Here is an 18,512-nt window from a genome sequence, read left to right as displayed (position 1 = left end):
CTAGTTTTACCCTCTGATCTAAAGGAGGCACTATTATTATGGGATATGGTGGTAGTTGCGGCGAAGGCTGCGGTTTCGCTGGAGGATTTGCTTTATTAGTTGTATTATTTATTTTATTAATTATAGTTGGAGCTAGCTGCTTCTGCTAAACAAACTATCGGAAAAGACACTCTTATATGGGTGTCTTTTCCTTATGCGTTAAAAAGCCCACCTATTTCCGCAGGTGGGCTTTATCTTTATTACACAATACCAAAGTATACTCTCTTTTTCTCGTAAACTTAATGCAATTATACATATTCAATAAAATTACACCAAATAAATATTACACGTAGTAAAATATAACTTGTGAACACATTCTATAAAGCAGATTTTCCGATTAGAAGGCGTAACACATCTCAACCATATAGATGTGGCGTTGCTTTAATCTAGCCAAACAAACGATCTCGATTCTCTTGTATTTGTACACTAACAATCTGGTGAAAATAAATAATCTGTTTTATAGGACGTGTTTACTTAATGTCCAATACATATTATTAAAATTAAAGTGGTTCAAGTCAGAGAAAGGCACCTTTGGGTGTCTTTTTTATGCATAAAAAGCCTTATCCTTCCTATAGAAAGGATAAGGCCTTTACAACAAATAATAATTGCAACTAAATTAATTTTACATTACATTAAGATTAGAGAATACTATACTAATAAAGCGCTAAATAGTAGGTGGAGAAAATGGAATTTAACGATTTGGGTAATACCATTAAAGAACTTCGAATTAAAAAAAATATATCTCAATCCGAATTATGTCATGGAATATGTTCACAAAGCCAAATTAGCAAAATCGAAAAAGGTGTGATTTATCCATCTAGCATATTGTTATATCAATTATCTGAAAGACTTGGTGTTGATCCAAATAATATATTTGCACTAACTCAAAATAAAAAATTAAAATATATAGAAAATGTAAAATATGTAATAAAGGATTGCATAAGACAACATCAATATACAGAGCTTTATGAAATAGTAACAAAAGAAAAAAACTTAAATAATTTTCAAACAAAAGAAGATAAACAATTTCTACTATGGCATGAAGCAATTGCTATATATCTTGTGAATAACTCAATAAAATCGGCTTTAACTCTTTTAAATAATGCATTAAAACTAACTTTAACAAATATTGATTTTTTATCTGAGAGAGAAATAGATATTATGCAAACAATGGCTATATTTCATGCAGAAAATAAAGAATACAAAAAAAGTATTAATATATTAAGAAGATGTTTAACTAATTTTAACAAGTTAGATTTTCCTAGAGATAAAGAAATTAAATTAAAAATCATTTATAATTTATCAAAATGTTTAAGTTACACATGTCAATACGAAGAGGCACTAAAATACATTGATAAGGGCATCCAATTAGCTATTAATCTAAATACTTTATACTTATTGGGTGAACTATACTATGGAAAAGGTTCAAACTTATTAAAGCTTAAACAATCTAATGACGAAAATGTTGCTAATAACATGAAAACAGCGTTATTTATATTTGAATTAACAAAAAACGAAAATAAATTAAAAATAATTAAAAAAGAATATTTCGAAAAAAAATATAACCACTCATAATTTCGTAAAAACTACTTACAAAGCCCACAGGAAAAATCCCTATAGTTTTTTAAATTAGAACTATATTATTAAAATTAAAGTGGTTCAAGTCGGAGAAAGGCACCTTAGGGTGTCTTTTCTTTATTAAAAATATACCCACACAATATGCAGGTATTCTCACTAAAATCTTTAATTTTCGCTTCATTCAAATAAGACTACAATAAAGCCATTATTCCTTAAATTCCTCATAATTTCCGGATTGTCATTTTCTACACTATAAAAATATACTTCATCCATGTAATTTTCAATATCCCATTCTTTTATACTCCATTCATTCGTTGTAATAAGTATAACTTTTTTCGAATTTGTACTCTTCAGTTCATCAAGAAATTTTTTATATCTTTTTTCATTATCTAAAACTGTTTGAACAGGATAAAACAAAGTGAATGTATTTCCATTGCCTCTAGGATTAGACTTTGTATGAGTTACATAACTGTTTATATTAACAAGCATTCTACCTATTTCATAATTTGTTGTTGATTTAACTGTATAAGGCAAAAGATCCTTCTTAAAAGAACTATTAATCTGAAATGATATATCAGACATAGAACTCGTTCTTATAATCCCTTTATCAAATTCACGATTCAAACATCCCAAAATAACCTTTAATTTAGCATCACAATCATAACCCCTTACTAATAAGGGGTACGGAAACGATTCTGGGTATGAGGGGCCACTATGAAATAAAATCTAATTGATACAATAAAAACCGTAGAAATTAAATATTTTCACGGTTTTTATGTTTACCTAAGGCTCTTTAAATTATTTTACAACAATATAGAACTTACCTGGCATTTCATTTTGTGCATCTTGAAATGTTTTTAAAATTAAATCTGCATAAGGCCCTAACATTTTTTGAGTACTCTCGAAAAATTCCCATTCTATTGTTATAGGAAGACCTATAAATCCAGTTAAACAGTCCCACAAAGCATCTGCATTTTCCCCATAAAAACTAGGGAAATCTAATTGTTTTTTTAATGCTTGGTGCAATACTTCTTTACTAGTGAATGTTCTTCCATCCAATTTTACTATATCCATAAATTTAATCCCTCTATTTCCTATTTTACTTCGGTAAACGTTTTATAATGATCAGAAGTCTTATACACTAATCCATCATTAGAATAAAGAATTCTATCATTCCCTCGATACCCTGATGAATAATTAATATCCGCTTCATGCCAAGTCCTATATGGGGTACTTGGTAATAGCCTTTCATTATTATAGTAAACATTTCCACCAATACTTTTTCTTGGAGCTACTTCTTGGAGATTTCCTTTCTTTCTATCCCATCCTAGAGCCTCAGCTTGTTGCTTTGTGATGTAATTATCCGGTAATTTCTTGCTTTATTTTATATACTGAGCAACTTCATCAAAACCCGTAGGATAATGCGTGAATTTTGTATTTTTGGCTGCCGCTTCTAAAGCCTTACCTTTCTTCTCAAAATCACCAATCTTTCCAAAAACTTTACCAACAACTCGTGTTGTACCACCAGATACGACAGCCAGTGTCCCCCATGCATAATCTTCTGGAACATATTTTTGACCTGTTACTAAGTCTTCCCCTTTTATGAGTTGTCCAATTTCTTTTCCTGTACCAATTATAGGTGTAATACCCAAATAGTAATAACTAATCGACTCCTTACCCGAAAATAAATTAATATAGAAAAAGAGAGATAAGGTTAAAATACCTTTATCTCTCCTTTACTCTCACATATTATGCGAAGGATTTTTTTGTTTTGCGGTTGATCCGTTTTCTTAGTTTGATGGGCATGGGGTTCCGCCAACATAACGTGAATATCGTACGATAAGGAATAATCGGTTTTTGTAAACTGTTAATTCGTTTGTAGTAATCAAAGGAAGATTACAGAGGGGGCGCTTAAAGCTTATAAGTATGGGTTGGGCCTTTTGTACAGTAACATCATACATTTGTTACTACCTATATTAATCTAATTGATAATATGAGATACCAAAAACATCCTGCATGTTTGAACCATGCAGGATGTTTTTAGTCTTTGTTTTTCATAATGTAAGAAACCAGACGAAGGATCTCCAAGTATAACCATACTAATGTCATTATAAGCCCTACTGCACTGTACCATTCCATATACTTTGGTGCTCCACTATGAACACCATTTTCAATTGAATCGAAATCTAGTAATAAATCTAATGCAGCGACAATAATTACAATTGTACTTATGATGATACTAATTGTCCCACCTTGGTGAATATATGGAACAGTCACCCCTAAGATGCCCAGTAAGAAAACAATAAAATACATAATAAGAATTCCAAGTGTTGCAACCGTTACAACCGCACGAAACTTTTTAGTCACTTTTACTATTCGAGCTGCGTATAACACTAACATGGCAAATAAAATCGAAATTGTTAGTAATACGGCAGTTAAAACGATAGAATCACCAAATCGCATTGTATAATATGCTGAAATACTTCCTAATAAAATACCCTGTAATACTGCGTAAATCGGTGCGCAAATTGGTGATATGCGAGGAATGAATATAACTACAAATGCGACAATTAGAGTAACTATTATAATTCCAATTAACACAGGTATTTTCATTGTCCCTTGTGTCATTTGTACGTATGAATAGACAGACGCTGTAAGAAGTAAGATAAGCAAAATGAATGTTTTTGCTATCGTTCCACCAATAGTCATTGTAGAAGTATTTGTCTTCTCTTTATGAAATTTTTCTTTTTTTAATATTGGATTAGTTGTTCTCATTTGTTCCTCCTAAATACACTCTACCTTTAAAGTGGATCTTTATATTTCTAATTTTTTATCAATGATACGCCCTGTAATAGCTGCTAGGACAATTATGAATAAGCAAGTAAAACATACATCTAAAATAGTAAATCCTTCACTAGGATACAGTGATGTGTCAATAAAACCATTTTTATCTATGAATTCCGTACTCTTTATAGTGATTACATATTTCTCTAATTTACTTAATAAATCCAGTACGACTGTTTGGATTGTTAAAAATAAAGCAAAGAAAATAACAGATAAAACCATCTTACTCTTTGATGACTTTATAGGAATCAACTTTGTAATTACCATGATGAAATAACAGGAGATTAATATACTCATGAAATCGATTCCCCATAATAAAACAGAAAGTATGTGATGAAGAAATCCATATGCATATAACTCATGAAATTCCTGTTGGTATCCCCCGACTACTTTTCCACCGTAGGTACTCTGGGAGAAATAGTATAGAAAAATTAAGCCTATTACTAGGAAAAGAATAAACATTAACGTGAAAAAGAATAAATTTGCATATATATACTTTTTTCCTGAGATGGCTGTATAACGTATCATGGTATTTTTTAGCATTTTATTGAAAGAAGGCAAAGCTATTAAAATCAGTAAAAATGCAGTGCTACCTATTATTGAAATAAATATACCTAATGTTATATCCTTTGTAAGCTGATTTGTAACCTCCGATAATCCCATCATATTAAATAAAAGAAGTAACGAAATAGTAATAAATCCAAAATAAAAAACGGCTATCTTTTTTCTATTACAATTAAATAAATAACGAAAAAGCGGATTCATTTCCCAAAAACCTCCTTAAATAACTCATGTACTGCTTTTCCATGATGAAAACGAATTTCTTCTACATTTTCATGCAATACAATACTCCCGTCTTTTAAAAAGATTACCTCATCAAATATATTTTCAATTTCCTCTATTAAATGAGTCGAAATAAGAATGGTACTATCTTCACGATAAAAGTTAAGAATTAAATCTAATATATGCTTTCTAGAAACAAGATCAATTCCACCCAATGGCTCGTCTAATACATATACCTTTGCTTTCCTTGAAAAGGTTAATATTAGCTGCAATATCCCTGTTTTCCCTTTTGATAAGATGCTTATATTCTCCTCTAGCGGGATTTTAAAGTTAGCTATTAATTCTATTGCTTGTTGTAGATTAAAATCGGCATACATATCTCGATAGAACAACAAGGCATCTTTTACAGTCATCCATTTTTCAAAAACAGGACTATCGGGCATAAATGAAACGATTTTTTTCGTTTCTAATCCCACCCTTTTATCTTTAATTGTAATACTTCCTTTAGAAGGGTAACGTAAACCAGATATCATTTTTAATAATGTCGTTTTACCACTACCATTTTCACCAACAAGACCGATAATTTTCCCTTCTGATATTGTTAAGCTTACATCTTGAATCACTGTTTTTAAATCATATCTTTTCGATAGATTTTCAATTTTCAATAATTCTTTCATTCATTCCCCTCCTTTTTCTTTTCCAAAGAAGAATGGAGTATTGAGAGAATCTCCTCTTCCATAAAACCTAAATTATTCATTCCATTTATAAAATTATCAAGCAACTCTTTAGCCATTTCTTTGCGTAGCTCTGTAATTTTTTCTTCATTCATTGTTACAAATCTTCCTGTTCCTCTACGTGTCTCAGCAACACCTTCCCGTTCTAGCTCTTGAAATGTACGTTGAATTGTATTTGGATTCACTTGTAATTCCCCCGCTAATTCACGTACAGCAGGAATTTTTTCACCTGGCATCAAACGTCCTGTTACAATTTCTTTTTTGATGTATTCCATTACCTGAACATAAATGGGGATATTAGGAGAAAACTCAGTTCTCATTTCTTTCCTCCTCTGTATTAGTGTACTAGACAAATAGTACACTAATGTAAATTATATGTAAATAGTTATTTTGAAAACTATAATAAATAAAAGAAGAGCATAAATTCTTATTAACAACTGTAAAATAATGTGATTTCTACTTTGAAACAATTCAAGATTTTAGCTTGATGGGCACCTGGTGGGACCCCATTAATAAGAAAAGGCGTAGAAATAAGGTCTATTTCTACGCTTTTTTTAAAATTATAAATTTCAACTCAGTTTCCTAATATACACTGATTAAATTCAACAGTTCTACTAAATTAAAAGTAAAATTAGATAATGCCCTTATTCTATCTTTACAGTTTCTTTCTATTATGCCCTGGTTTTTAATTAAGAAACTACAATATAAACTTCTTCCAAAATTATAAAAAAAATTCCAGTTCTATAAAAAAAAAACGAACATTTAGAGGATGCTTAAAAAGTTAAACTTGATAACCATGTAGTGATTAGATATATAAGGTTTTTCCTAAAATAGGTCGCCAGTCATTACACTCATAAACTCTTTAAAAAACTGTTCATAATTCATTTGCATTGCAATCCTATGTTTTGGACGATTACCGAATGTTTCTGGTTCAAAGGTAGACCTGAAATCTCCTATACTTTGTCCTCGTACAGTATCAAGTACATTAACCGTAACTGCTGATTGATGGTACGTAAAAATATCATCACGATTAATCGCAATCAAAGTGAGTGCATCGTGAACCGGGCTACCCTGTATTCCAGGAACTTTTTTTTTATAAAATTGATAATAGTAATAGTCTAAAAGAGGCTTTAAAAACTTAGTTTTTCCTTTAGAGTGAATATAATTGACCATTTCTGGTGTTACAATAGCGGATTGTGTAACATTCAAAGGATAAATTGATAGATTTTTTGCGTATCTCATTACAATGTTGACAGCTCCAGGATCGCCATAAAAGTTAGCTTCAGCAATAGGAGTAACATTTCCTGGATATAGAAAAGATCCGCCCATAATATAATAAGAATGTACATATTCCATCATATCTCCATAAAGGAGAAATAAAGTTGCAAGTGAAGTTAGCCTGCCGGTATTCACGATAATAAGTTCATTTTTATACTGTTTTATAAGTGTAAGAACTTCAAAAAAGTTCTCAAATGTTTGAAGCTCTAGTCCTGTTTGGATGGGCCCCATCCCAAATTTACCGTGAACTTCCGGATAAAAAGTTTCAGTTTCTGAAGACATAGAATGCTCCGCCCCACCAAAAACTTTTATATATTCTTTTCCTACACTTTTAAGTAAAAAACGAACATTTCTAACAACTTCAGCTTGAGGTACGTTTCCATAGTCTGCAACAATTCCTATAACGTCAATTTTATCTGTTAAGTGCGCATATATGATAGCTATTGTATCGTCAATTCCAAAATCTCCAAAAAACAATACTTTTTTTCCCATACAATGTGACTCCTTATTTTTAATGGTTTTTTCAACAGATTATAATTATGGGATCGTAGTATAAGGTTATTCCCAAGTCATTTTGTAGTATTGTTTATGCGATAATTTATCTATTTAACATATAATTTCGTTAATAATGAATACATTCCTTTTCTATAAAATGAAATAGTTTATAGTTACTAATCTTAACGTATTTTTTCTGATATCCCATGCTCATTAAGTGGCCCCTAAAAAATATAATTGTATATTCCGAACTAAAAAAGCAAACGCTTCATTTAGAAACATTTGCCTTTAATGGTTTGACTGTGATGCCGTGATAACCTATTAATAAAAATAGATTCCAACAGAAATTTATATTACTCCTTCAAATAAATATAATCCTTGCAGCAAAACCATATATACTATATACACGTATACATTAAACATACTTTAAGGAGAACAGAACATGATAAAACATATACTCCGTTTCATACTCGGAACATTTGTTATGTTAATTGGTTTCTTATGGGTTATTCCCTACACCCTAGAAACCATTGACAGTAATGTAAGCTATATTACTCATGACAAAAAGTATATTAGTAAGCTATATGACTATGACATTAACCTTTGGATGATTGCAATATTTATATTTTGCATTTTTTCTGCGATTTCTGTTTTTATATTAAAGTTACCTAATTATAATAGGAGCAAAAGCACTCATATAAAAAAATATAGTCAAACAAATCAGCGAAAAAAAGCAAAGAGAAGGCGTCGTAAATAATTGTTTTCTTATATAAAGAGATAATAAAGTTATTGTTTAATTCTTTTTAAACTAACTGTGCAAGATAGTTTAATAGGGATGATGATATAATTAAGGGCAGTTTACTTTATATTATAATTTATGAGGTGGAAAATGGACTCTTTAGAATTAAACAAATCTAAATATATTGTCTCTAATATCAAAGATATTTTGCATAAAAAGCTTATTCTTGATAAACCGCTAACTAAAGATGAGATAAAAAAATTAAACTTAGTTAATCCTACTGTATACGAAAATGAGAAGTATCTCATTCAAGAACGGTGGTTTTATAGTATTAATATCGGAGAATGGGAAGATGTAGATATTATTATTGAAGGAAATAATGAAAATCCAAATGTTCAGATTATCGAAATGGCAGAAAAAATATTCGATGAACTCCCTCTACATATAAGTTGTGCATTAAAATATTTACAAAAATTCTTCCCTAATCAAGAAATGAAGAACTACTACCTATCCACTATATATTTTGGAAAGATGGTTAATTTTGACGATTATATATTTCCTGGTTTTAGTTTAGCATTTATTTATGAAGGTATCTTTGAGTTTCAGTATAAAGTAAAATTTAAAGACAATGGATGGCCTATTGGTTTTGAAGGTGGGCCACTTTAATAATCATAGATACCTTTTTCTTATTGTGTGGATTTAAAATAAAGATTAACTGTTTATAAAAAGATGTAACGCTTTAGCCAATTGTAAGAACCACTTTTCCTCTGCCGTGACCACTTTCGATCTCTCGATGTGCGTCTGCGGCTTGGTGTAGCGGAAATGACTTCCTAATGTGGATGTGCAATTTCCCTTTGGAGTAAAGCTCTACCAGCTGGGCAAGCCGATCCACGGGCCTTTGGCTGCGTATAGGGCGAACACCAAGCTCCTCTACAAGGTCGAAAGCAACAATTGTGCCGATTCGTTCTTTGTTTTCGACAAGCCCCAACGATGCGCGCAGAGCATCGTCCCCAGCGGCATCAAGGGCTACGTCCACGCCATCCGGTGCTAGAGCACGAACTCTATCAACAAGACCGTCTCCATAAGTGACAGGGATTGCACCCAGCGATCGAAGGTAATCATGGTTTCGTTCACTGGCCGTACCGATGACAGTTGCTCCCCATGCCTGGGCCAGTTGTACAGCGAATGTACCAACTCCACCAGCTGCAGCGTGAATCAATATGGTGTCTCCCTTGTCAACACGAAGTTCCTGTAATGCGATGTGAGCCGTTTGACCAGAAGCTGTTATTGCACCAGCCTCCTCCCAAGGCATACTCTGTGGCTTATGCACAATCTGGTCAACGCTAACCACCACATATTCTGCATAGCAGGCCAGTAATGCCCATCCAAGTACTTCATTGCCGATAGAGAAGTCTGTAACTTTATCCCCGACTTGATCAATAATTCCTGCGAATTCGTTACCGAGAATCTGTGGATACTGCACCGAAAAACCGGGTGGTGCCCAGCCACTACGCACCGACAAATCGAATGGCTGGATTCCAGCAGCCTTAACCCGGATCCGAACTTGCCCTACACCAGCATGAGGGGTATCAAATTCCATCACTTTCAAAACATTTGGAGCACCAGAAGTAGAAATTGCAGCAGCTTTCATGCTATATCCCTCCTTAATGGGTAGGCGTTCCAGCTTATAGTGGAGTGGAATTGAGCATGAATTAGGTAATTATATTTATTAACACCCAGACAGGCGAAATTTAAAATCTCTTTTTCTTGTTTGAAAAGATTAATTGATCGAATCGTTTGATCGTTATTCATAGGTAATCAGCCCTTTACATTATTTTAAAATGTAATCTCAGGATTACAAATTGACATGTTCTGCTATTGAACGATTATTGAATGTCTTTATTCAACTAAGCACCTCGATGGTAAATCCACCCGGGGCCTTAACATAGAATGTCCAGCGATGGGCCCTTTTGGGTGGTTTTACATCAAATCCATCATTCTTCAAGTGTTGATAGATCTCGTTCACCCGTTCTTCGCTCTCCTGTGAAAAACCAATATGAAAGGACTTCGGATAACTGACCTGAGTACCTTTCATCAAAGCGAGCAATAATCCATCTTCGTCTAATAGTACAGCGAACGAATCGCCATGCGTGCTCTTAGTTTGTAGGCTGAAGTATTTCTCCAAGAACTTTCGAGCAGCGTTAACGTCAGTGACCGTTAGGTTGATATGGTTTAGTTTCAAAGGTTCCACTTCCTCTCTTTAGGTATAATACCTTCATCTCCATATTCACTGTTTAAGAATGCCTTCCCAAAATGGGAAGTAGTTAAGAAAAAATACTCATAATTAAAACAGTAGAATCCTTTAAAATCTTTGAAAGTTTTTATTGCTTACATGTTTTATTCTATAATTGATTATTAATAAATAAAAAGACATTTTAATATATCTCTTTATATACTCGAGTATATGAATAAAGGAGTGATGAATGTGGAACTACTGCAACTGCATTATTTTCTAAAAGTCGCTAAGTTGGAGCATATGACGCAGGCTGCGCAAGAGCTTCACATCGCGCAGCCTGCTCTCAGCAAAACCATCGCTAGGTTGGAAGAGGATTTAGGTGTACCATTATTTGATCGCCAAGGAAGGAAGATTCGACTCAACTCATTTGGAAAAGCGTATCTAAAGAAAGTAGAAAAGGCACTCATGTTACTTGAAGAGGGCAGAAGAGAAGTTGAAGATCTTGCGGCAATGGAAAGAGGGCGTGTTTCTTTAGCAACAACAACTCATAAATGCTTTTCTGATGTAATAGGTTCTTTTATATCCTTGCACCCTGATATCAAACTTCAAATCACTCAAGCTTCAGAGAGGGAAAAGGTGCAACAGCTCCGAAGTGGAGATATCGATTTTTGTATCACTTTCCCTCCTATTGAGCAGACGGGGATAGAGGGATTGTCTTTTCTCACTGAAAAAATCTTACTAGCTGTTCCTCATACACATCGATTTGTTAATCGGAGCAACATAGACTTGAGAGAAGTGGCTAATGATCCTTTTATTTGTATAAAGCAAGGGAATCCATTCCGAGAAATGACGGATGAATTTTGTCAAAAAGCAGGATTTACTCCGAATATTATATGTGAAGTTGACGAACATTCTGCAGTAAGTTATTTCATCCGTATGGGAATTGGTATTGCTTTTATGCCAGAAACCTTAATAAAAAAAATAGAGACGTCATTTCATTTAGTGCATATTGATAATCCTATTTGTCAGCGTACCTATCAAATTGCATGGCTTGAAGGCCGTTATATGTCCGTGGCGGAACGTAAATTTCAGGAGTTTTTTGTCCAGAACTTTACTGATTTAAGGAAGTAATAAACCCTTAGTTTAGATTCGAACTTTATCAGCCTATAGCTCTAAATATTAGGACCCGAAGGTAAAAGGTTGAACATGACTGTCTCCTTTCTTAACTTTCAGGCCAATGATGGATTCATACATGATCACACCTCTTCTTACATAAATTAACTAGTAGTCTCTATTTAGTAGTTGATAAATTTAAAGATTATTAATATGAAGTAAAATAATACTTTTAACATACTGGAGCTTTTTTCCCTTAACATACGTAGACATATATCTCAGAAACTTATTGAACGATCTTCCATTAAAGGGCGTGATTGTGGAGTAACACAGGCAGAAAATGTTCAAATTTTTTTATGAAATAATGGACTAAATGAAAATATTAAGAACGTGTTTTGATCAATCTTTTTCAAAACACGCCCTTTTCTATGATCGTTTATCAAGATTATTAGTATCAAATTGATTAAACTTTATTTTAAATCTACAATATAATTCTGTATCAAAACGGTTCGTAGTAAGCTGTACTCCAGTCTTTGTATTATCCTTATCTTATACACTTCAACTTGCAACATGTTTGCAGTACCCTTGCTTTAATCATAATAAACGTAATATATCCACTATCAAGATAGTATACACTTTCCTTGCACATACTTTCTTCCTACTTATATACTTACCTTCGCTTCTCCAATATCCTGTTTTTTAATTAAATCTAAGTAAAAATGTGAGACAGTTGTATTGTAATAAGGAGAAATGAAAATAAATGATAGATTAAACGTAAACATTCCTATAAATGCAGCTAATAAAAACCAACCAATAAATGATAGCCAAAGAACAAATAACTTTAACTTTTGTCCTTTCATTATTCTTTTACTTTCTCTCAACGCTTCACTTGCTGTATAATCAGGATTCTCTACTAATATGTAATACGACATGGAATAAGAAAAATATTTAATAATACCTGGAACAATTAATAATAGGCTCCATAAAAAAAGAAAAATAGCTTGTATCAAACCTAATTTTATTGATTTAAACAAATTCTTCTTTTTAAATCCTGAAAATACATCGTCTACCTTAACTTCTTCTTGTTTCCCTAAGTGTAAAGTAAAAACAGAATATCCATAATTAAAGATACCTTGTATAACACTGTAAATTAGGAAACAAACCCCACCTAAACAAATATAACTTAAAATAAGTACAGCAAGTGCTACTGGATCTACTTGTGGTTGCCCACCTATTGAATAAATAATGCATCAGGGCCAATTATCCCGATAAACAGTACAAATATTAAATACATAAAAAAGGCAATTGCTGATGCACTTAAGGTTGGTACAAAATAGAATAAAGCTGATACTCCTATACCTACCCCCCATTTCCCATCTAACGAATTCAGTGCTGCTTTCTTTAATTTTCCAATCATACTTGTGTCCCCTTCTTTTTTCTTATTTTCCTTTACTGAAAAAACAAAAGAACTTGTAGCAGGCCCCGCTACAAGTTCTTTTAGCCAAACACTTTAACTCAGTAAAAAATCATTTATTCTACACAATCGGGGGTAATGCCTAAAATATGGTTTGTTATCATCATTATATAACATAATTATGAATTTTTGTTAAAAATTATATATATTCAGATAAATATTTCTCCACTTTTTTACTTTTTCCCATGTAGTTTTATCTACTGAAAATAAGTAAAAAAACATTTGGACTAATTGGAACAAAAGTTTTTTTATGAACATGAAAAGACCACCTACACAATTTCATAGGTGATCTTTTTTGTAATTTTGCACTTGTGCACTACTTTAAAAACACATCACAAATTCATCTTATTTGTTAAAGACTTAATTCTACAAAACAATTCTAGGAGCATAAAGTAATTCTTTCAGCATATGAACACTTCGAGTATTATATCATAACTTATTCTTAAATAAAGGTGCTATTTTATCAATCCGATTTGTCCAAATTCCACCTGTATAATCTTCAGGAATACGTTTTATATCTTCGGATGAGTCAAATCCACTTGAAAATCCAAATCCATTTCCACCTACAATGATAACGCGAGTATCTGCTTTATCCATTCTATTAAGAAAACGGTTCGGCCATCCCCAAAGCCAAGGAGCTACTTTGTCTGGAATATGCAACTCTCCATGCTTTAGACTTGAAGGCATGTAACCAGTCCACCCTAACGCAATATAAGTAAGAAGATCCTTTTTCATAGTTGCTTTTGACATTGTTCGTAAACTAGGGATACGCTCCTCAATCGCAGCAATTGGTTTATCACCACCATATACAGTTAGTTGCTCAAGGCGTTTTGCTGGTAGTTTCTTGAGATAATCAGCCAATTGGATTCCTTCATTTTCATCATCACTTTTGATATGAATAAGAAAAGAACGATCTGGAAAATGGTTAAGTACTTCATCGAGTGTTGGCATAAGATTAATCCCTTTACCACGGAACGGGAATGTTTTCCCCCCATCAGCTGTATAACCGTATCCAATATCAAGTGCTTGTAATTCTTTTGTTGTAAAATCTCTTGTAACGCCTTTACCATTAGTACGGCAATCAAGCGTCCAGTCATGAAAAATAACAAAATTATTATCTTTAGTTGGTTGAACATCAAACTCTACTAGATCAGCTCCAGCTTTAAATGCAGCTTCCATAGATGGAATTGTATTTTCTAAATAAGAGTGTTCAGGTTTATTTATACGTTCTGCTGTACATGTATCACCCTCAATCCCATCCATGCTGAATGTTTGTGAAAGTCCTCGGTGAGCAAGAAGAATAGGAGCCCCCTCGTCCCTTTTAGCAAAAAAAGAACTGTTATTTACATAAATAAATACAAATAGGATAAGAATTATCCAAATCGTTTTACGTTTCAGTAACCTTTTTATTTTAATCATTGTATTCTCCTCTTAACTATTTGTTGAAATGATTTAAACAACGTTTGTCATTTAAATACCGGTAAATGTTACAACCTATCTTATTACAATGCAATGGATATCATTGGAAATTAAAGATTCGTACTTTGATATAAAGCGGGAGAAATTGAAAATTAATATAAATATGTTGCTACGCTTTTTCTATTAGGTAATTCTATGTCTTATGCATTGATTTGAAAAAAATCGTAGTGTTTTCCTCTCTTTCAATTAATGAAATTCAATTGATTTTAAATGAAACTATTTAAAAAACGTTTTTTTATTTGCTCTAACAGGGGGCTCGCCACATACCCATCAAGCTAAGAAAAATAAATACCCCAAAATGATAATTTTAAAGACTTATTTGCGGAATACAGCTCGGATTTTCATTTTTTGGAGTATAGGTGGTTGGAATATGGCAGGATCCAATGACAATAAAGTTAATCAAATATCCCTATTTCAATCAACCAGCAGGTTGGTTGAAATAATAGTACGAGAAAAAGTGCTAAAGCGAGTGGGATTAGTTTTTTCATTTTCATTGCGGTAGTCATTCTATGTATGGCGTAAAATAGACATTTACGTTTGTCATGCTCCTATTATGGCAAAGCAATTTGTATTTTCCCTGTAGTCAACCTGTAGTTTTTCTGTAGCGGAGAAAATCAAAAAAGACCGGCAGGAATAACCCTGTCGATCAAAGTGATAAAGCTTGGTTGCTAACATCAGGGGTGCAGACGCCTCATAACAAAATGGCTGAGATAAAACAGATAGGCGAAATATAATACTACGAATACAGTTACTACCAAGGCAAGTATATTTACAACCTTAACAGTCCTATTTTTGAAAATCTTGAAAAATAAAGCATAAATACCAATGCCGATTACCCCTCCAAGCGTATTGTCAAGTACATCAGTAATATCGCTTCTTCCTATTGCGAAAATGAATTGTATAGCTTCAAACGCCAATGTCAAAGCAACAATTGGAAGAACTTTCTTCATAAAAGGCCATTTGCTTTTTAGTATACAAATATATATACCTAAAGGGATAAAAATAAGTATATTACCTCTTATTTCTCTAAAATCAATAGTTCCGCTGTCATCGAAAGACCCCTGAAATGGAATCAGATTGATTACTCGTATCCCGTCTGATATTTCAGAAGAAAAAAACGGTAATTTGAAGAGAATGACGCCTGTCAACAGCAGCATATATATTACAAACAATGCAATTGTAAGTTTATTTCGGTTTTCTGATTTCATTATTTTTCTCCTTGTGTTATTTATGCCTTTGGCAAATCCATCCAAAATAGAACGCCATCCGGAACGTTTTCCAAAGCATATTCAATGTTCATTACTTCCAACGTTTTCCGCACGATGGTCAAGCCTAAACCGTTGCGCCCACTTTTCCGCCCCCGCACTTTATCCATACGGTAGAATGGGTCAAATAACTTAGGCAGAACTGTAGCGTCTATCCTTGCATCTGTGTTTAGTATACAAAGGCGATATTGTTTAGCCGCAGGCTCGCTCCATATCCTAATTTCACCGCCTATAGGCGTATTCTGTACTGCGTTCAAAATGATATTGGAAAGTGCTTTTTGAAGCATTTTAGAATCGACAAGGCAGTTTTGTCCGTCAGGAATGTCCATAACCATGCACTGACCGTTTGCTTCAGCTAATATCTGAAAGTCAGGCAGTATGTCAGCCACTAATTGCCTAACTTTCAGTTTTTCAGGATCTTGAGAGATTTTCCCATCGCTCAGGTTGACAATCTCCAGTATCTCGGAAATCACATCGTCCTGCGCCTCCATCATCTTCACGCATTCGCGCAGGTATTTGGGATGATCTTTGTAATCACCTACATTTTCGAGCATACCCTCCAGCAAGATACTTGTTGCCGCGATAGGCGTTTTTAGCTCATGTGAAGCCGCCGAAAAGAAATATCGCTGTGCTTCCTCCATTTCCCTTACCCGCAGGATTTCATTTTCTAACCGGGAAATGGTATCTTTCAACTTATCGTACATAGAGTGAATGTCACGCGACAAATCGCCTAATTCATCCCGGCGTATAGGCAGGCTTTGCGGTACATCTTCAAGCCTTGTCATTTTCCCGGCGTCATCCGCCAGTCGCTTGATTGGGTTGGTTATCTGCCGTGCAAAAACATACGCGCACACAAGGCAGAGGGCGAGTATAATGGTAAACGCGACCAATGCCTGCACAATTATTTCATTGTAAAAGGCAGTTAATCCCGGTCTGGTCTGGGCGACGACAGAATAACCGTGGGCTTTATCATTATGCACCACATAGTAAAAGTCACCATTGAAATTATCCGTGGTATCAGCACCCGGCGTAGCGTAAATCACGCCGCGATTATCATCTATAATGCAAAACTCAAATGATTGGTTGTTGTCACGAAACCTTTGCGCTGCTGCGCGAATATCGTTATAATCACTATTTTTTACTCTATTGACCAAAGGCTGATAGGACACTACTATTTGTTCCCTTTCAACTGCTCTGTACAGTGTTAAGAATTGACTTGAAAACAATGCGGCAGTTACGAAAACAATCAACAGCATAGCAACTATCGTATAGGCAAAAGTCTTAACAAATATACCATTCTTTTTCATGAAGTTTCCTCCAATCGGTAGCCCACTCCGCGCACTGTTTTGATGATATTATCCGGTAGCTTCGCCCGTAGGTTTTTAATGTGAGTATGCACGGTGCTGCCATCACCGTCAAAATCGTAGCCCCACACGCGGGACAAAATAACTTCATGAGATAGTGTTTTTCCGTTTTTTTGCACCAGTAGCATTAAGATTTCAAACTCTTTAAGGGTCAAAAGTAATTCCTCGTCGTCATAAAAAACCTTGAAATCTTCCGGCAAAAGAGTCAGCTTGCCATAGTGAAGTTCCTTTGCCACCGCACCGCTGCGACGGAGCAGCGCCTCCACACGTTTCAGCAATAGCTGAATCTTGAACGGCTTAGTCACATAATCGTCCGCTTCCGCATCAAACGCTCTGATTTGATTCTCATCATCGGAAAGAGCAGTCATCATCAGAACCGGCGTATTATTCAGCTTACGGAATTCCCTTAAAAGCTCATGACCGTTCATTCCCGGCAGCAAGATGTCAAGAATGACAAGCTGATAGGTGTTATCATAAAACTTGGTATGCGCTTCATCCCCGTTAAAACAGGCATCCACCTTATATCCCGCTCCAGATAAAAAGACTTTTACTGCATTGCAAATATGCTCATCGTCCTCGACAAGCAGTATTCGTATATCCATAAATGTATACCTCCGAAAAAAGGATAACACAGCAATCTGTATTTTCCCTGTAGTTTTAAGATTTATTTCATTCGTCCATCAACAAGTTTTACGGTATTCTCTGGAATAGCCCATGTCCAGCCGAGCGATATTCACCTATAATCCTGCCTACTTACATAAAAGCTATATCCGACGATCTGAAATGCCCCATTTCTCACTGGCTTCTTTCGCTGTCACCAAAACTCATTACCAAAAACAAAGTGCCGAAATGTTGGGGTTACGCCTTCAAATAATTCTTCAATTTCTTTTTCGTTTATTAGAACTTCCCTCCTATTTATTCAAATCTAAGAATTCATTTTACATCACTTTTAACTTTATTTTTTCGCATGGTAAAAATTAACAAAATAAAAATAAGAGATTTACTTTTGTTTTTAAATGACTTTATTATCAATATACAACACCCACCATTAAAATAAGGGTCAAAACCTTTGCCTATAAGGGGTACTGCCA

18 protein-coding genes and 2 pseudogenes are annotated in these 18,512 nt (G+C 33.9%); 5 read left to right on the top strand and 15 right to left on the bottom strand.

Annotation, left to right across the window (positions count from 1 at the left end; all coding sequences use genetic code 11):
• Positions 1-38 precede the first annotated feature (38 nt).
• Together ACU8YW_RS27285 and ACU8YW_RS27280 are read left to right on the top strand one after the other, a co-directional pair.
• Positions 39-149: a YjcZ family sporulation protein gene (locus tag ACU8YW_RS27285; RefSeq protein WP_000540373.1), complete on the top strand. Its 111-nt coding sequence runs from the start codon at positions 39-41 to the stop codon at positions 147-149.
• A 574-nt stretch (positions 150-723) separates the two neighbouring features.
• Complete coding sequence (locus ACU8YW_RS27280) at positions 724-1,614, top strand: helix-turn-helix domain-containing protein (protein WP_157349567.1); 891 nt, start codon at positions 724-726, stop codon at positions 1,612-1,614.
• Positions 1,615-1,794: 180 nt separating this feature from the next.
• On the opposite strand, the gene ACU8YW_RS27275 is transcribed toward ACU8YW_RS27280, so the two are convergent.
• From ACU8YW_RS27275 to ACU8YW_RS27240, 8 genes and pseudogenes are all read right to left on the bottom strand, one after another.
• Positions 1,795-2,151 (bottom strand): hypothetical protein, encoded by a 357-nt coding sequence (locus ACU8YW_RS27275; protein ID WP_431144419.1) that lies wholly within the window; start codon positions 2,149-2,151, stop codon positions 1,795-1,797.
• Positions 2,152-2,415: 264 nt separating this feature from the next.
• A complete protein-coding gene (locus ACU8YW_RS27270; RefSeq protein ID WP_098961703.1) occupies positions 2,416-2,691 on the bottom strand; it encodes a barstar family protein in 276 nt (91 codons plus the stop codon).
• A gap of 20 nt (positions 2,692-2,711) precedes the next feature.
• Positions 2,712-3,338 (bottom strand): annotated as a pseudogene (locus ACU8YW_RS27265) (ribonuclease domain-containing protein).
• A 319-nt stretch (positions 3,339-3,657) separates the two neighbouring features.
• The gene (locus ACU8YW_RS27260) at positions 3,658-4,392 is read right to left on the bottom strand and encodes a Bax inhibitor-1/YccA family protein (RefSeq protein WP_426934681.1); all 735 of its coding nucleotides are present in this window, start codon (positions 4,390-4,392) and stop codon (positions 3,658-3,660) included.
• A gap of 39 nt (positions 4,393-4,431) precedes the next feature.
• Positions 4,432-5,226 carry an ABC transporter permease gene (locus ACU8YW_RS27255; RefSeq protein ID WP_088123240.1) on the bottom strand — a complete coding sequence of 265 codons (795 nt, stop codon included), beginning with the start codon at positions 5,224-5,226 and terminating at the stop codon, positions 4,432-4,434.
• Positions 5,223-5,921: an ABC transporter ATP-binding protein gene (locus tag ACU8YW_RS27250; RefSeq protein WP_098625688.1), complete on the bottom strand. Its 699-nt coding sequence runs from the start codon at positions 5,919-5,921 to the stop codon at positions 5,223-5,225. The genes ACU8YW_RS27255 and ACU8YW_RS27250 overlap by 4 nt, the downstream gene beginning before the upstream one ends.
• The gene (locus ACU8YW_RS27245) at positions 5,918-6,298 is read right to left on the bottom strand and encodes a GntR family transcriptional regulator (protein WP_088123242.1); all 381 of its coding nucleotides are present in this window, start codon (positions 6,296-6,298) and stop codon (positions 5,918-5,920) included. The genes ACU8YW_RS27250 and ACU8YW_RS27245 overlap by 4 nt, the downstream gene beginning before the upstream one ends.
• Positions 6,299-6,803: 505 nt before the next feature.
• On the bottom strand, positions 6,804-7,748 hold the full coding sequence (locus ACU8YW_RS27240; protein ID WP_060488470.1) for a nucleoside hydrolase: 945 nt from the start codon (positions 7,746-7,748) through the stop codon (positions 6,804-6,806).
• 445 nt (positions 7,749-8,193) lie between these two features.
• Between ACU8YW_RS27240 and ACU8YW_RS27235 the strand changes: the two genes are divergently transcribed.
• Both ACU8YW_RS27235 and ACU8YW_RS27230 read left to right on the top strand, forming a co-directional pair.
• Positions 8,194-8,508 (top strand): hypothetical protein, encoded by a 315-nt coding sequence (locus ACU8YW_RS27235; RefSeq protein WP_426934682.1) that lies wholly within the window; start codon positions 8,194-8,196, stop codon positions 8,506-8,508.
• Between the two features lie 132 nt (positions 8,509-8,640).
• Complete coding sequence (locus ACU8YW_RS27230) at positions 8,641-9,156, top strand: hypothetical protein (protein ID WP_426934683.1); 516 nt, start codon at positions 8,641-8,643, stop codon at positions 9,154-9,156.
• A 73-nt stretch (positions 9,157-9,229) separates the two neighbouring features.
• Here the strand turns inward: ACU8YW_RS27230 and ACU8YW_RS27225 are convergent, their stop codons facing one another.
• Together ACU8YW_RS27225 and ACU8YW_RS27220 are read right to left on the bottom strand one after the other, a co-directional pair.
• Entirely contained in the window at positions 9,230-10,141 is a 912-nt protein-coding gene (locus ACU8YW_RS27225; protein ID WP_446894137.1) for an NADP-dependent oxidoreductase, read from the bottom strand.
• 252 nt (positions 10,142-10,393) lie between these two features.
• Positions 10,394-10,732 carry a VOC family protein gene (locus tag ACU8YW_RS27220; RefSeq protein WP_097859115.1) on the bottom strand — a complete coding sequence of 113 codons (339 nt, stop codon included), beginning with the start codon at positions 10,730-10,732 and terminating at the stop codon, positions 10,394-10,396.
• A 243-nt stretch (positions 10,733-10,975) separates the two neighbouring features.
• On the opposite strand from ACU8YW_RS27220, the gene ACU8YW_RS27215 reads away from it, so the two are divergent.
• On the top strand, positions 10,976-11,857 hold the full coding sequence (locus tag ACU8YW_RS27215; RefSeq protein ID WP_097859116.1) for a LysR family transcriptional regulator: 882 nt from the start codon (positions 10,976-10,978) through the stop codon (positions 11,855-11,857).
• A 644-nt stretch (positions 11,858-12,501) separates the two neighbouring features.
• Here ACU8YW_RS27215 and ACU8YW_RS27210 read toward each other — a convergent pair.
• The 5 genes and pseudogenes from ACU8YW_RS27210 to ACU8YW_RS27190 all read right to left on the bottom strand — a co-directional run bounded on the left by ACU8YW_RS27210 (position 12,502) and on the right by ACU8YW_RS27190 (position 18,023).
• A pseudogene (locus ACU8YW_RS27210) lies at positions 12,502-13,256 on the bottom strand (DUF975 family protein).
• Positions 13,257-13,742: 486 nt separating this feature from the next.
• Positions 13,743-14,732, bottom strand: a complete 990-nt coding sequence (locus ACU8YW_RS27205) for a glycerophosphodiester phosphodiesterase family protein (RefSeq protein ID WP_426934685.1) — start codon at positions 14,730-14,732, stop codon at positions 13,743-13,745.
• A gap of 734 nt (positions 14,733-15,466) precedes the next feature.
• The gene (locus ACU8YW_RS27200; protein ID WP_426934668.1) at positions 15,467-16,000 is read right to left on the bottom strand and encodes a VanZ family protein; all 534 of its coding nucleotides are present in this window, start codon (positions 15,998-16,000) and stop codon (positions 15,467-15,469) included.
• Between the two features lie 20 nt (positions 16,001-16,020).
• Entirely contained in the window at positions 16,021-17,364 is a 1,344-nt protein-coding gene (locus tag ACU8YW_RS27195; RefSeq protein WP_426934667.1) for a sensor histidine kinase, read from the bottom strand.
• The gene (locus ACU8YW_RS27190; protein WP_097890038.1) at positions 17,361-18,023 is read right to left on the bottom strand and encodes a response regulator transcription factor; all 663 of its coding nucleotides are present in this window, start codon (positions 18,021-18,023) and stop codon (positions 17,361-17,363) included. The genes ACU8YW_RS27195 and ACU8YW_RS27190 overlap by 4 nt, the downstream gene beginning before the upstream one ends.
• Between the last annotated feature and the right edge of the window lie 489 nt (positions 18,024-18,512).

This window comes from Bacillus pretiosus, assembly GCF_052947655.1.
Note: the sequence above shows the minus strand (reverse complement) of the source record. Positions and strands in the feature narration are given on the sequence as shown.